13 protein-coding genes, 2 tRNA genes and 1 pseudogene are annotated in these 12,871 nt (G+C 50.9%); 13 read left to right on the top strand and 3 right to left on the bottom strand.

Annotation, left to right across the window (positions count from 1 at the left end):
* The first annotated feature begins 21 nt into the window (after positions 1-21).
* From ALO_RS12310 to tkt, 6 genes are all read left to right on the top strand, one after another.
* A complete protein-coding gene (locus ALO_RS12310) occupies positions 22-681 on the top strand; it encodes a phosphatase PAP2 family protein (protein ID WP_004096391.1) in 660 nt (219 codons plus the stop codon).
* 53 nt (positions 682-734) lie between these two features.
* A tRNA-Pro gene (locus ALO_RS12305) sits at positions 735-811 on the top strand.
* Positions 812-834: 23 nt separating this feature from the next.
* Positions 835-908, top strand: a tRNA-Gly gene (locus ALO_RS12300).
* Between the two features lie 94 nt (positions 909-1,002).
* The gene (locus tag ALO_RS12295; RefSeq protein ID WP_004096390.1) at positions 1,003-1,938 is read left to right on the top strand and encodes a DMT family transporter; all 936 of its coding nucleotides are present in this window, start codon (positions 1,003-1,005) and stop codon (positions 1,936-1,938) included.
* A 190-nt stretch (positions 1,939-2,128) separates the two neighbouring features.
* On the top strand, positions 2,129-2,959 hold the full coding sequence (kduI, locus tag ALO_RS12290; RefSeq protein WP_004096383.1) for a 5-dehydro-4-deoxy-D-glucuronate isomerase: 831 nt from the start codon (positions 2,129-2,131) through the stop codon (positions 2,957-2,959).
* A 245-nt stretch (positions 2,960-3,204) separates the two neighbouring features.
* Complete coding sequence (gene tkt / locus ALO_RS12285; RefSeq protein ID WP_004096381.1) at positions 3,205-5,211, top strand: transketolase; 2,007 nt, start codon at positions 3,205-3,207, stop codon at positions 5,209-5,211.
* Between the two features lie 98 nt (positions 5,212-5,309).
* Here the strand turns inward: tkt and ALO_RS12280 are convergent, their stop codons facing one another.
* Complete coding sequence (locus ALO_RS12280; RefSeq protein WP_238528267.1) at positions 5,310-6,095, bottom strand: LysR family transcriptional regulator substrate-binding protein; 786 nt, start codon at positions 6,093-6,095, stop codon at positions 5,310-5,312.
* Positions 6,096-6,156: 61 nt separating this feature from the next.
* Positions 6,157-6,228 (bottom strand): annotated as a pseudogene (locus ALO_RS23180) (helix-turn-helix domain-containing protein); the annotation flags it as partial.
* 199 nt (positions 6,229-6,427) lie between these two features.
* Between ALO_RS23180 and ALO_RS12275 the strand changes: the two are divergent.
* From ALO_RS12275 to ALO_RS21445, 7 genes are all read left to right on the top strand, one after another.
* On the top strand, positions 6,428-7,273 hold the full coding sequence (locus ALO_RS12275; RefSeq protein WP_004096377.1) for a fumarate hydratase: 846 nt from the start codon (positions 6,428-6,430) through the stop codon (positions 7,271-7,273).
* A 14-nt stretch (positions 7,274-7,287) separates the two neighbouring features.
* Positions 7,288-7,842: a Fe-S-containing hydro-lyase gene (locus ALO_RS12270; RefSeq protein ID WP_004096375.1), complete on the top strand. Its 555-nt coding sequence runs from the start codon at positions 7,288-7,290 to the stop codon at positions 7,840-7,842.
* A gap of 2 nt (positions 7,843-7,844) precedes the next feature.
* Positions 7,845-8,450, top strand: a complete 606-nt coding sequence (locus ALO_RS12265) for a succinate dehydrogenase/fumarate reductase transmembrane subunit (RefSeq protein ID WP_004096373.1) — start codon at positions 7,845-7,847, stop codon at positions 8,448-8,450.
* Between the two features lie 36 nt (positions 8,451-8,486).
* Positions 8,487-10,250, top strand: coding sequence for a succinate dehydrogenase flavoprotein subunit (gene sdhA / locus ALO_RS12260; RefSeq protein ID WP_004096371.1), 1,764 nt, complete (start codon positions 8,487-8,489; stop codon positions 10,248-10,250).
* 2 nt (positions 10,251-10,252) lie between these two features.
* The gene (sdhB, locus tag ALO_RS12255; protein WP_004096369.1) at positions 10,253-11,020 is read left to right on the top strand and encodes a succinate dehydrogenase iron-sulfur subunit; all 768 of its coding nucleotides are present in this window, start codon (positions 10,253-10,255) and stop codon (positions 11,018-11,020) included.
* 241 nt (positions 11,021-11,261) lie between these two features.
* A complete protein-coding gene (locus ALO_RS12250; RefSeq protein WP_004096367.1) occupies positions 11,262-11,915 on the top strand; it encodes an FHA domain-containing protein in 654 nt (217 codons plus the stop codon).
* 90 nt (positions 11,916-12,005) lie between these two features.
* Positions 12,006-12,167, top strand: a complete 162-nt coding sequence (locus ALO_RS21445) for a DUF1540 domain-containing protein (RefSeq protein ID WP_004096365.1) — start codon at positions 12,006-12,008, stop codon at positions 12,165-12,167.
* A 45-nt stretch (positions 12,168-12,212) separates the two neighbouring features.
* On the opposite strand, the gene ALO_RS12245 is transcribed toward ALO_RS21445, so the two are convergent.
* Positions 12,213-12,674, bottom strand: a complete 462-nt coding sequence (locus ALO_RS12245; protein WP_004096363.1) for a pyridoxamine 5'-phosphate oxidase family protein — start codon at positions 12,672-12,674, stop codon at positions 12,213-12,215.
* Between the last annotated feature and the right edge of the window lie 197 nt (positions 12,675-12,871).

Below are 12,871 nucleotides of genomic sequence, written 5' to 3'. Positions count from 1 at the left end.
TGTGAGAGGAGTATACAGGCTTTGAAAGGACTTTTTATACCAAAACGATTGCAGAATCTGCGATTGGCTTTGATGGCGGGAATTGGCGCCGGCTTCCTGACGGCCATACTCGTCTTGACATTAGGCAAAGGAACGAATCCTTATGTATGGAATGTGGCTAACTTTCTTGGCGGTTTAGGAAATGATCTTTTTCTGGTCAGTACCAATTTGCTGATCATTGGCTGGGCTTTGCGAAGAAACCTTAAAAGCCTTATCAAATTGATTCTGGGACTGGATCTCACTGTCTGGATCGTCGTTCAGGCCATTAAACTCTTTCCTGTTGCTGCCTGGGCCCTGCGCCCTGACGGTACCATCGGCGGCTTTCCCAGCGGTCATACCACCCACGCTTTTGCAATGGGTTTTGTGTTGACCCTGCTTTTTCCGAGGTTTTGGTGGTTTTGGTATTCTTGCAGTATGGCTATATCCTGGTCACGGGTAGAGTCAAGCTGGCATACGGATATGCAGGTGATAGCCGGTATCTTTTTGGGGTTAGGCATTGCCTGGGTACTGATCTCCTTATGGAGTAAGCATCCTGATGCGGACCGGATGCCCGGGCAAGGACGCGTGCCCTACAGACGGCCGGAAAGATCCTGGCCCTATGGCTGGTTGAACCGGCGAAACCGTGAGCTTCCTCAGGAGTAAAAAAGATTCTTGACTTAATTCCGGCAGTATAGTATAATACTTTTCGTGTTGAACGGGGCGTGGCTCAGTTTGGTAGAGCACCTGGCTTGGGACCAGGGGGTCGCAGGTTCAAATCCTGCCGCTCCGACCATATTTATTTGATCAAGACATATTGCGGGTGTAGCTCAATGGTAGAGTCCTAGCCTTCCAAGCTAGTCGCGTGGGTTCGATTCCCATCACCCGCTCCAGAACATTTTATAGATGATGCTTAAGCGGTCTTGCCAAGCTGGTGAGACCGTACTTTTTTGGTTCCATATGATAGTGGGATGGGGGTCGCCAATCATGAATCAATTCGTTCCGGTCTATGTTTTTTTGGTGATGGCCACTTTCTTATGGGGCGTACAGCCGGTTATAGTCAAAACACTTCTTACGGAATTATCTCCACTCTGGATCACTTTCTGCCGCTATCTGGGTATTAGTGTGATCCTGTTAGCCATTTTATTTTTCTCGAACGGCAAAGCGGCGGTTCCTCCGGCCCGGCATTTTCGTGTTCTGGCTTTAATGGGCATCACCGGTATCACTTTGAATAACGTTCTTCAATTTAGCGGTTTGAAATTTTCAACCGCCATGCATTGTTCGCTGGTTTCGGCGACTACGCCGGCATTAACGGCGGTCATCAGCGCTATTTTTCTGCGGGAGAAAATCAGCAGGATCCAGTGGACAGGCATTATGATTTCCTTTTTCGGTGTCACCTTTTTAGTCGCTCATGGGTCGATCGACGCTATTTTGCATCTTTCCTTTAACTACGGCGATATCCTCTTTTTAGGCAGTCAAATTTGCTGGGCTGTATATTCAATATTAGGCCGCAGCGTCATGCGTGAGCTTTCACCGGTGACTGTTACGGCTTGGGCCGGTTTAGCCGGTACTGTGGCGACGGGGCCTCTTTTGTTTTGGGACGGGGGGCATGGGGTATCCCGGATGACCTCTACAGGGGTATTATCCCTGCTGTATATGGTCATTGGCGGCGGCATCCTGGCAATGACTTGGTGGAATAGCGGCGTTAAAACTCTGGGGCCGACCAAGGCCGCTATCTTCATCAATATCATGCCTTTGGTCGGCATGACTTTTGCCGTAAGTTTCTTAGGGGAACATTTAGGCTGGCGCGAAATTTTAGGCGGGTTATCGATCATTTCCGGTGTATGCCTGATGACCCAGAGCGACCATTTATCTGACTGGTTTAAGAACCTGAAGCGGGTCGAGTCTTCGGTCCGCCACTGAGCACCTTCTTCCGGGTCCGGTTCTCTTGCTGGGGAAGAATCCGATATTTCATGGCATAGTACGAAAGTTCACCATGTGGTTCGCCTTAATAGTGCGAAGGTTGAAAAAATTATGCTATAATCTAATCCAAAAGGCCCGAGGCTAAAGGAAAAGGCATTATTGATTTTTCAACGATGGAGGGGTGGTAGCCATGGAAATCAGAACAGCGGTAAGTCCCAGAGATATTAAGGCCTATACTACCGAAAGAATGAGAGAAGAATTCTTAATTCAGGATTTATTACTGCCTGGCAAAATAAAAATGGTATATAGCCACGTGGACCGGATCATCGCCGGCGGAGCACGGCCGGCGGAACCGATTGCCCTGCAGGCGGGCAAAGAGATCGGCGCGGACTTTTTCCTGCAAAGAAGAGAAATGGGTATTGTCAATATCGGACCGGCCGGGACTGTGATGGTAGACGGCACAGAGTACAGGCTGGAGAAATCTGATGGGTTGTATGTGAGTATGGGGTCGAAGGACCTGGTATTCTCCAGTGACGATCCCAAGAACCCGGCGAAATTTTATTTCAATAGCTGCCCGGCCCACGCGGCTTTTCCGACGAAAAAGATACTGAAGAAAGACATCAAAGGTAATCACCTGGGATCGATTCAGCAATCCAACGAGCGCACTATTTATAAATACATTGATCCCCAGGCAGGAGCGAAGAGTTGCCAGCTGGTCATGGGCATGACGGTACTTGAACCGGGAAATATGTGGAACAGTATGCCTTGTCACACTCATGACCGGCGCATGGAGGTTTATTTTTATTTTGACCTGCCGGAGAATGCGGTCGTATTCCATCTGATGGGTGAGCCGGCTGAAACGCGGCACATTGTGATGAGAAATGAAGAAGCCGTCATTTCTCCCAGCTGGTCCATTCATTCCGGCGTGGGAACCGCCAGTTATACCTTTATTTGGGGAATGTGCGGTGAGAATCAGAATTTCGACGACATGGACCATGTTCCGATGGCAATACTGAAATAGCCTGGATAAAACAAAAACTATTTTCCCGGCAACATGGGAATAGCCGTTTTAGGGGATAATCTTTACAGAACAGATTATCCCTTTTTGCGTTGATTTTCTGTAAAAATCGGGGAAATGGGCTTTAACCGGAAAGGGTTTCGCCGGGAAACAACGAATATAGAAATCTGGTTTAAAACTTGCTCAAATGGTTCCATTTTCCTTTCTGAACCGCATGAACACATGATTATAAGGAGGCACCTTATTCAATGAACCAAGCAACTGACCAATTGTGCGTCAACACAATACGGATGTTGGCGGTCGATGCCATCGAAAAGGCGAAATCCGGGCATCCTGGCATGCCGATGGGGGCTGCTCCCATGGCTTATGTCCTGTGGAATAAATTTTTGCGCCACAGTCCGCTAAATCCGGCCTGGCCTGACCGTGACCGGTTTGTCTTGTCAGCCGGCCATGGTTCGATGCTCTTGTATGCTCTGCTGCATCTGACCGGTTATGATTTGCCCCTGGAAGAATTGAAAAAATTCCGCCAATGGGAGAGCCGGACTCCCGGACATCCGGAGTTCAGCTACACGGCAGGAGTGGAGACAACGACCGGCCCCCTGGGCCAGGGTCTGGCCAACGCAGTCGGCATGGCTATCGCTGAGCGTCATCTGGCGGCCAGGTTCAATCGCCCCGGTTATGATATCGTGGATCACTACACCTATACCATCGTCGGCGACGGCTGCCTGATGGAGGGAATCTCCCACGAAGCCGCCTCTCTGGCTGGCACGCTGAAACTGGGCAAGCTGATTTGCCTTTATGATGATAATCATATTTCAATAGAAGGCAGTACTGATATTGCATTTGGCGACGACAGCCTCAAACGGTTTGAAGCTTACGGCTGGCAGGTCCTGGCTGTGAAGGACGGCAATGATTTGACAGCCATTGAAGCAGCCATTGAGCAGGCTAAAAAGGATAATGCCAGACCCAGTCTAATTGCTGTTCGCACCGAGATCGGCTATGGCAGCCCGGGTAAGCAGGGAAAAGCCAGCGCTCATGGCGAGCCCTTGGGTGAGAGCGAAGTGGCCTTGGTAAAAGAAGGTTTTGGCTGGCCGAAAGAACCGTCTTTTTACGTTCCGGATGAGGCGGCGCGGCATTTTCAGGCTGTAGCCGAACAAAACAACCAGCAGGAACAGGCTTGGCAAAAACTTTTTGCCTCCTACGCCACAGGGTTTCCCGAACTGGCGGCTGAGTGGCAGCGGGGTTTAGAGGGACAGCTTCCGGACAATTGGGACCAGGATCTGCCGGTCTATCCGCCCAGTGCCAAAGGCATGGCCACCAGAGCTGCCTCCGGCGAGGCTTTGACGGCTATTGCCGGGAAAGTTCCCAATCTCATCGGCGGTTCCGCCGACCTGGCGCCATCTACTAAGACATATATGAAAGGTTTAGGTGACTTTAGCGCCGCTAACCCGGCCGGCCGCAATATGCGCTTTGGCGTCCGAGAGCATGGTATGGGATCCGTCATGAACGGCATGGCGCTCCATGGCGGTTTAATTCCTTTTGGCGCTACATTCCTGGCGTTTGCCGATTACATGCGTCCCCCCATCCGCCTGGCGGCCTTGATGCGGCAAAAAGCTGTTTATGTGTTTACCCATGACAGCATCGGTCTGGGGGAAGACGGTCCGACTCATCAGCCGATAGAGCAGGTGGCTTCCTTGCGGGTTATCCCTGAACTCACCGTCATCCGTCCGGCTGATGCCAATGAAACGGTGGAAGCTTGGCGTTACGCCATGGAAAGCCAGGAAGGGCCTGTGGCCTTGATCTTCACCCGCCAAAATGTGCCGGTGATTGACCGCAGCCGTTACGAGTCCCATGGCGATCTGTTCCAGGGTGCTTATATTGTGGATAAAGGCGGCGTTAAGCCGGATGTGATTCTGATGGGCACCGGTTCGGAACTGCATATCGCTTTGGAAGCTGCCGCTAAACTCAAGGAAAAAGGCATTACGGCCCGGGTTGTCAGCATGCCCAGCTGGGAACTGTTTGATGAACAGCCTTCTGAATATCGTGACATGGTGCTGCCGCCTTCCATAGGGGCCAGGATCGCAATTGAAGCCGGCAGCACCCAGGGCTGGCACAAATATGTGGGGGATAAGGGCGAAATCGTGGGTATGGACCACTTTGGCGCTTCCGCCCCTGCGGAGATCCTTTACGAGAAATTCGGCATTACGGCTGAGCATTTGGTAAACCGGGCGGTAAAACTCTGCCGGGGAAAATAATAAAAATGCGAAAGGGGATTCATCTACCGCAGATGAATCCTCTTTCGCATACAATATCTATTTTCTTGCCATGACGGGTGGGTGCCTTCCTTTTTTTATTAAGACAGCTCCTTCATCTTGCAAGGCGGAAATGACTGGGGCAAAAGACGCCAAGGGTTATGAAAATCCGGGGATTGAGTGTATTCATGAATAAATTCAATAAATGCCTGTGAAGCCTTAGACAGGTACTTGTCTTTTTTCCAGGCCAAACCGATGTTGATCGTAATGGGCTCTGCCAACGGCAGACTGATAATCTGCGGCGCATCTTGGGCCACCACCCTCTGCATGAGAAAAGAGATGCCGGCGCCGGAAGAGACCAGGGCTTTGATCGTTTGGATCTGAGTAGAGGAAAAAATGACGCGGGGCTGGAACTGATAGATTTGGCATTGCTCCATAATGACCTGCCGATGATAGGAATCCTCTTTCAGAAGAATAAATTCTTCATTTTTCAGTTGCTTGAAAGAAACCTGGTTTTCCCGGCTCAGGCGATGGGTGGGGGCCACGCATAACACGATGGTTTCCTGGACGATAGGGATAGTGTTGAGATTGTCCGAGTGTTCCGGCAGGATGATGATGCCAAGGTCTAATTCTTCCCGTTCCAGCATTGCGCGGGCTGCAAGGGATCCTTCCTCAAAGACCAGCAGGTCCAGGAAAGGGTGTGAATTCTTAAAATGGGTGAAAATGTCAGGGAACAAATAAGCGCCAATCATCGGGGGCACGGCTATTTTGATGCCACCTCGCTTCAACTGGCAAAAGTCGTCCATTTCTCTGACCGCTTCCCGCATTTCCCGCAGGATTTTTTCCACCCGGCGCAAAAACACCTGCCCTTCCGGCGTTAATGACACTTTTTTTTGTCGTGCGGTTAAATAGCCGGATGCCCAATTCCGTTTCCAGGTTTCGAATGGCATTCGTGACCGAAGGCTGGGCTATATGCAATTTTTCGGCGGTACGGGTAAAGTTATTGGTCTGGCAAACCATGTGAAAACATTCCAACTGTCGAAGTTCCATTCTGCACCTCGTTTCGCTTCTGGGACAGAAGTTTTCAGAATCGATTTAACTTGTCATAGCTACTTCTTATCATATCATAGAAAAAAGATATTTTAAATGAATCATAGTGCATGTTACATTTATAACAAGGATACATAGTGCTTGAAAATTTTAAAATAGGAGGGTTATTATGCGTACAGTAGAGGCCAAAGTCATTACGGCAGCCATAGCTAAACTTTGCATTGACGCCAATTACTATCTGTCTCCGGACGTCTACGATGCTTTGGTTGCTGGCAAGGAAAAGGAAGAATCGCCCCTGGGCAGAGAAATTCTGGGGCAATTGGTGGACAATGCCTGTATCGCCAGAAACCAAGCCATGCCTATCTGCCAGGACACCGGTATGGCCGTGGTTTTTATGGAAATCGGACAGGATGTTCACATCACTGGCGGCGATTTGGAAGCTGCGGTGAATGCCGGGGTAGTCCAGGGCTATAAAGAGGGCTATTTACGAAAATCAGTGGTCAATGATCCGATGTTTGTCCGCAAAAATACCGGGGATAATACGCCGGCCATCCTGCATCTCTCCATCGTTCCCGGCGACAAAATTAAAATCACCATCGCTCCCAAAGGCTTTGGCAGTGAGAATATGAGCGCGGTGAAAATGCTGACCCCTTCCGCCGGCGTAGCCGGAGTGAAGAAATTCGTCACCGATACGGTGACCGCTGCCGGGTCTAATCCCTGTCCGCCCATGGTCGTCGGCGTTGGGATCGGCGGCACCTTTGAAAAAGCTGCCTTTCTGGCGAAAAAGGCTTTGTTGCGGCCGATTAACAAGCATAATGCCGATCCGATGTACGCTAAACTGGAGGAGGAATTGCTGGAACTGGTCAACAAAACCGGCGTGGGTCCTCAAGGGTTAGGCGGGACAATTACCGCTCTGGGTGTCAATGTGGAATATTATCCTACCCATATCGCCGGTATGCCGGTTGCTATCAATATTAACTGTCATGCCACCAGGCATGCGGAAATTGAAATATAAGGAGCGTGTGGGCTATGTCACAAAAACGGATTACGACCCCTCTGACTGAAGAAACTGCCCGCTCGTTAAAAGCCGGTGACAGCGTGCTGATTACCGGTGTGATCTACACCGGGCGGGATGCGGCTCATAAACGGATGGTGGAGACTCTGGACAAAGGCGAGGCTCTGCCGGTTGATATGCGCGACCAGATTATTTATTATGTAGGTCCTGCTCCGGCTAAGCCTGGTCAGCCTATCGGGTCTGCCGGACCTACCACCAGCGGCCGCATGGATGCCTATACTCCCAAAATGCTGGCTCAAGGGTTGCGGGGTATGATTGGCAAGGGATACCGTTCGGCGGAAGTCGTGGAAGCTATGAAAAAATATGGCTGTGTGTATTTGGCCGCTACAGGCGGCGCGGCTGCTTTGATCGCTAAGACCATCAAAAAGTATGAAGTAATGGCTTATGAAGATTTAGGAACAGAAGCGATTGCCAAACTCACGGTAGAAGACTTTCCGGCTATAGTGGTGATTGACAGTCAGGGCAATAACTTCTACGAAGAAGGACAAAAACCATATCGGAGGTTATAACGTTGAACCAGACAGATTTTTATTTGCGCCGGCTTCATTCCCTGACCGGTATAGTGCCTGTAGGCTTTTTTCTCTTGGAACACATCTTCACTATCTCCCGCAGAATAGCGGGTTCAGCCGCCTTTGACGCAGCGGTGGATTTTCTGCAGAATATGCCGATGAAAGCGGGTCTGGAGATTGGCTTTATCGCTCTTCCTCTCTTATTTCACGGCATCTACGGCTTATATGCGGCTTTTGCCGCCAAAAACAATGTTGCCACTTACGGCTATTTTCGGAACTGGACCTTCTATATGCAGCGGATCACCGCTTATATCGCATTTCTTTTCATTATTTGGCACGTATGGCTGCTGCGCTTGGGTGGAGCGGGTCTGGGCGCTGTGACGAACGCTAAGACCCTCTCCACCGTGCTGCAGGATCCCATTGTTTTTTCCCTTCACATGATTGGATATATTGCCACTGTATTCCACTTTACCAACGGGATATGGGCCTTTTTGATTACCTGGGGTATTACAACCGGTTCCCGGGCGCAGTTAACCAGTCAGTATCTCTGCTGGGGGCTGTTTGTGCTGCTGAACATCGTCGGCCTGACAGCAATGATGTATTTCTGAGTTTCTAAGCTTTAGTCTACTAGGAAGGAGCAAACTATGAGCATCAAATTTATCGTAATCGGCGGCGGCGCTGCCGGCCTGACGGCTACCATGCGCATTGCCGAGCAGGGACATAAAGTAGATCTATTTTCCATCGTGCCGGTGAAACGCTCTCATACAGGCTGTGCTCAGGGTGGCATCAACGCCGCTATGAATACCAAGGGTCAGGGGGATTCCACCCAGCAGCATTTTATCGACACTGTTGTAGGCGGCGATTTTCTTGCTAATCAACCGCCGGTAAAAGCGCTGTGCGATGCCGCACCCGGCGTGATTCACATGCTGGACCGCATGGGCATGATGTTTACCCGGACATCGGAAGGGATACTGGACCTGAGGCCTTTCGGCGGCACTAAACATAAACGTACCGCCTTTTCCGGCGCTACCACCGGTCAGCAGCTTCTGTACACTTTGGATGAGCAGGTACGTCGTTACGAAGATAAAGGCTTGGTCAAAAAGTACGAAGGATGGGAATTTTTGTCTGCTGTGCTGGATGAGGCCGGGGAGTGCCGCGGCATTGTGGCCCAGCATTTGAGCACCATGGAGATTGAGGTTTTTGCCGCTGATGCGGTGATTCTGGCTACCGGCGGTATCGGCATGGTATTCGGACGCAGCACCAACGGCACTATCAGCACCGGATCGGCTGCCTCGATTGCCTATCAGCAGGGAGCATACTACGCCAACGGCGAGTTTATCCAGATTCACCCCACCGCTCTGCCGGGTGAGGACAAACGGCGCCTGATGAGTGAATCGGCCCGGGGTGACGGCGGCCGCATCTGGACCTATAAAGACGGAAAACCCTGGTATTTCCTCGAAGAATGGTATCCTGCCTACGGCAATCTGGTACCCCGGGACGTGGCGGCCAGAGCCATATTCAAAGTATGTGTGGAAATGGGACTGGGCATCGACGGCAAGAATATCGTCTACCTGGATGTTTCCCATATTGACTCGAAGGAACTGGACCGCAAGCTGGGCGGCATCCTGGAAATCTATGAAAAATTTATCGGGGAAGATCCCCGCAAAGTCCCCATGAAGATTTTCCCTTCCATGCATTACACCATGGGCGGACTGTGGACGGACTATTCTCATATGACCAGCATTCCCGGCTTGTTTGCCGCCGGCGAGTGCGACTATATGTATCATGGCGCCAACCGGCTGGGAGGCAACTCTCTAATGTCCGCCACATACAGCGGCATGGTGGCTGGTCCGGCAGCCGTAAACTTCGTCAAAGGCCGCCAGCGGACACCGGTTTCCTCCGCGTTGCTGGAAGCCGCCAAACAAAAAGAAATAGCCGCCTTTGAGCAGCTTATGAAAATGAACGGAACCGAGAATCCCTATGTGATTCACCGGGAAATGGGCGACTGGATGACCGAGAATGTGACGATTCAACGCTTTAACGCCAAATTGCAGGAAACTGACAATAAGCTGCAGGAACTGGAAGAACGCTGGGAAAAGGTCGGCGTCAGCGACCACTCCTGCTATTCCAATCAGGTGGTTATGTTTACCCGGCAGCTCCATCATATGCTCAAGCTTTCCAGGGTCATCACCCAGGGCGCTTTGCGGCGCAATGAAAGCCGCGGTTCACACTTTAAACCCGAGTTCCCGGAACGGGATGATGAAAACTGGCTGAAAACCACCAAGGCGGCTTATTCCGCCGATGGCCCGGTCTTCTCCTACGAGCCGGTTGATACGTCGCTGTTAGCGCCTCGGGCGCGGCGCTATGATGTTGACAACAACTCCGCCGCCAAGAAGGAGGCCAAGTAACCATGACATCGATATCGAAATCAGAAGCAAAAACAGTTCGTTTGATTATCAAGCGTCAGGACAGTCCGGAAACGGCGCCTTATACCCAGGAATTCGTCGTGCCTTACAGCGATAATATGAATGTGGTCACTGCCCTGATGGAGATTCAAAAGAATCCGGTCACCAGCGACGGCAAGGAAGTAAACCCGGTTGCCTGGGACTGCAACTGTCTGGAAGAAGTATGCGGCGCCTGCACGATGATCATTAACGGCAAAGCCCGGCAGTCTTGCTCCGCCTTGATTGATCAACTGGAGCAGCCCATTCGTCTGGCTCCTTTGACCAAATTTCCGGTGGTGCGGGACCTGATTGTAGACCGCAGCCGGATGTTTGAGGCACTGAAAAAAGTCAAGGCCTGGATCAATGTGGACGGCACCTGGGATCTGGGGCCGGGGCCGCGTATGGCTCAGAAAAATCAGGAAGAAGTATATCCTCTTTCCCGTTGCATGACCTGTGGCTGCTGCATGGAAGCCTGCCCGAACTTCAATGACAAATCCGACTTCCTCGGCCCGGCGCCCATTAGCCAGGTCAAACTGTTTAACGCCCATCCCACCGGCAACCTGCAAAAGGATGAACGATTGACGGCGCTGATGGGACCCGGCGGCCTGGCCGCCTGCGGCAATGCCCAAAACTGTGTGGCAGCCTGCCCCAAATCCATTTCCCTGACCAAGTCTATTGCCGACCTGAACCGCCAGGTCAATCGGTTTGCGTTAAGCAAACTGTTTGATCAGTAACTCGCTCACAATCATTCCTTTCTATCTGTCAAACCCTTTAAACAGATGCCATGGCTCAGGCCATAGACATCTGTTTAAAGGGTGTTTTATTATAGCCGCTAGGAATCTGTTGCAAAACTCATCTGTGGCCTCGAATCTGAGACCGTTCGGTCTCCAGGAAGGAATTTTTCGCCGGGAGCGGGAATGTAACGGGAAAGCTTTGGTTACATTACGACTGTGTACCGCAAAGGAGGGATTCGGCGTGATAAACTATATCAGGATATGGCGCTTATTCTTGCTGACATTACTCTTAACAAGCTGGATCATAAAGGGGCCGGCCCTGGCGGCGCCAGACCCTTTAGCAGCTGCCATTGACAGTCCGGTCAGGCTGACGGCTGAGCAGGTCTATGTGGCCGCAGCACGGGTCATCAGGCAGGAGAGGATGTTCCGTCTGCTGATCGGCCTGATCGCTATCGGCGTTGTGCTGTCAGTTATTATGTGGCGACGGAATCGCGCGGGTTTTAAGCGAGAATTGGCCAAGTCACAGGATGTCCTGCGGCCGGCTCTGTTATATGACGTACAGAAGGTCAGCGGTCAGTCGGTATTTACCCTTTCTAAACCGCTGGTTTCTATTGGTCAGGCTGTGGAAGAAGGTCGCAACGGAGTGGATATTCCCCTGCCCATTACGAACCTTGCTGCTGTACAGGCCGTGCTGGAATATAGAACCGGCGCTTTTTACCTGGTCAACTATAACGAAGGGGTTGCCCTGACGGTAAATGGGCTTCCGGTACTGGATGAGGCCCGTCTGAAATCCGGCGATCAGATTTGCATCGCCAGCCGTCCCTTTCGTTTTTTAGTCCCCGGCGATAAGGAGTATACCGATCAACGGCGGCAATGCGGGCTGGGAGACTGTTGAACAGAAAGGCATTTGAATCTTTTTGCACAGAATAAGAGATACAAATCCTCACATACTATTTGGAGACTATTTTTTAGGAGGTGAGGATCAGTGGCATTGTCGAATGTAAAATGCGGCGTATCCAACTGTAGGTATTGGGAGTCCGGCCAGCGTTGCAACGCTTCCGCTATTGAGGTCCATACGGACAATGGCAGCGGCCAGGCTAACCAAAGCCGCGAAACCAACTGTAAGACCTTTGAAACAACCAGATGATAAGAAGCAAATGACCCGGCGGCGCCGGGTCTGTTTCTTTTTACACTATAGCTTGTGTTTACCGGAAATATGGTCAATGGTGATACGGACAACCTGAGTGTGATCCTGACTTTTTTCTATGTAATCATACCCTTCAGGAATGTAGGCAGCGCTGTATTTTTGGACAAGCGCTTTCAACGCGATAATTTTTTCATGCTCATCGGCCAGGCCGGCCCGGCCGAACACCATTATACTTTCATAGTCAGTGTTGAATTGGTCCGGCAATAGCTGGCTGCGCCCGACCACGGTAAAACCCACCTTAGCGTTGTGCCGGATATTGTTCAACTTCACGCCTTCCCAGGCGCAGTGAAAGTATAAAACGCCATTGACCAGCACATAGTTCAATGGCGTGGCATGGGGCTGACCGTCAGGATCCACTGTTGCCAGCACTCCATATGCTCCGGCTGACAGCAAGTCAAGCGCCTCATCCCGTGTCATTTGCTTCTCGGAGCGTCGCATCGCTTTCATTGATTTCACTCCTTCTGGTTTATTCATTGAGCAGGGAATATTCATGGATTGTATATACTGATATTGTAGCAGATTCACGAGCCAAAAGCTTCTTTAAATATTAAAAAAGTTTAGTTTATCGGCAGGGAGATGTACGGCTGCTTGTAGAATTTATTAAAAACGCACAAGGCGTAACAAAAGGAATATCAATTTTAAGA

Source organism: Acetonema longum DSM 6540, assembly GCF_000219125.1.
GTDB classification, from domain to species: Bacteria; Bacillota; Negativicutes; order Sporomusales; family Acetonemataceae; genus Acetonema; species Acetonema longum.
The sequence above is the reverse complement of the archived record's forward strand: the minus strand, read 5'-3'. Positions and strand labels throughout refer to the sequence as shown.

Coding starts and splice junctions, on each gene's coding strand:
- ALO_RS12295 (WP_004096390.1), top strand. CDS start 1,003: ATGAATCAATTCGTTCCGGTCTATGTTTTTTTGGTGATGGCCACTTTC.
- kduI (WP_004096383.1), top strand. CDS start 2,129: ATGGAAATCAGAACAGCGGTAAGTCCCAGAGATATTAAGGCCTATACT.
- tkt (WP_004096381.1), top strand. CDS start 3,205: ATGAACCAAGCAACTGACCAATTGTGCGTCAACACAATACGGATGTTG.
- ALO_RS12275 (WP_004096377.1), top strand. CDS start 6,428: ATGCGTACAGTAGAGGCCAAAGTCATTACGGCAGCCATAGCTAAACTT.
- ALO_RS12270 (WP_004096375.1), top strand. CDS start 7,288: ATGTCACAAAAACGGATTACGACCCCTCTGACTGAAGAAACTGCCCGC.
- sdhA (WP_004096371.1), top strand. CDS start 8,487: ATGAGCATCAAATTTATCGTAATCGGCGGCGGCGCTGCCGGCCTGACG.
- sdhB (WP_004096369.1), top strand. CDS start 10,253: ATGACATCGATATCGAAATCAGAAGCAAAAACAGTTCGTTTGATTATC.
- ALO_RS12245 (WP_004096363.1), bottom strand. CDS start 12,674: ATGAAAGCGATGCGACGCTCCGAGAAGCAAATGACACGGGATGAGGCG.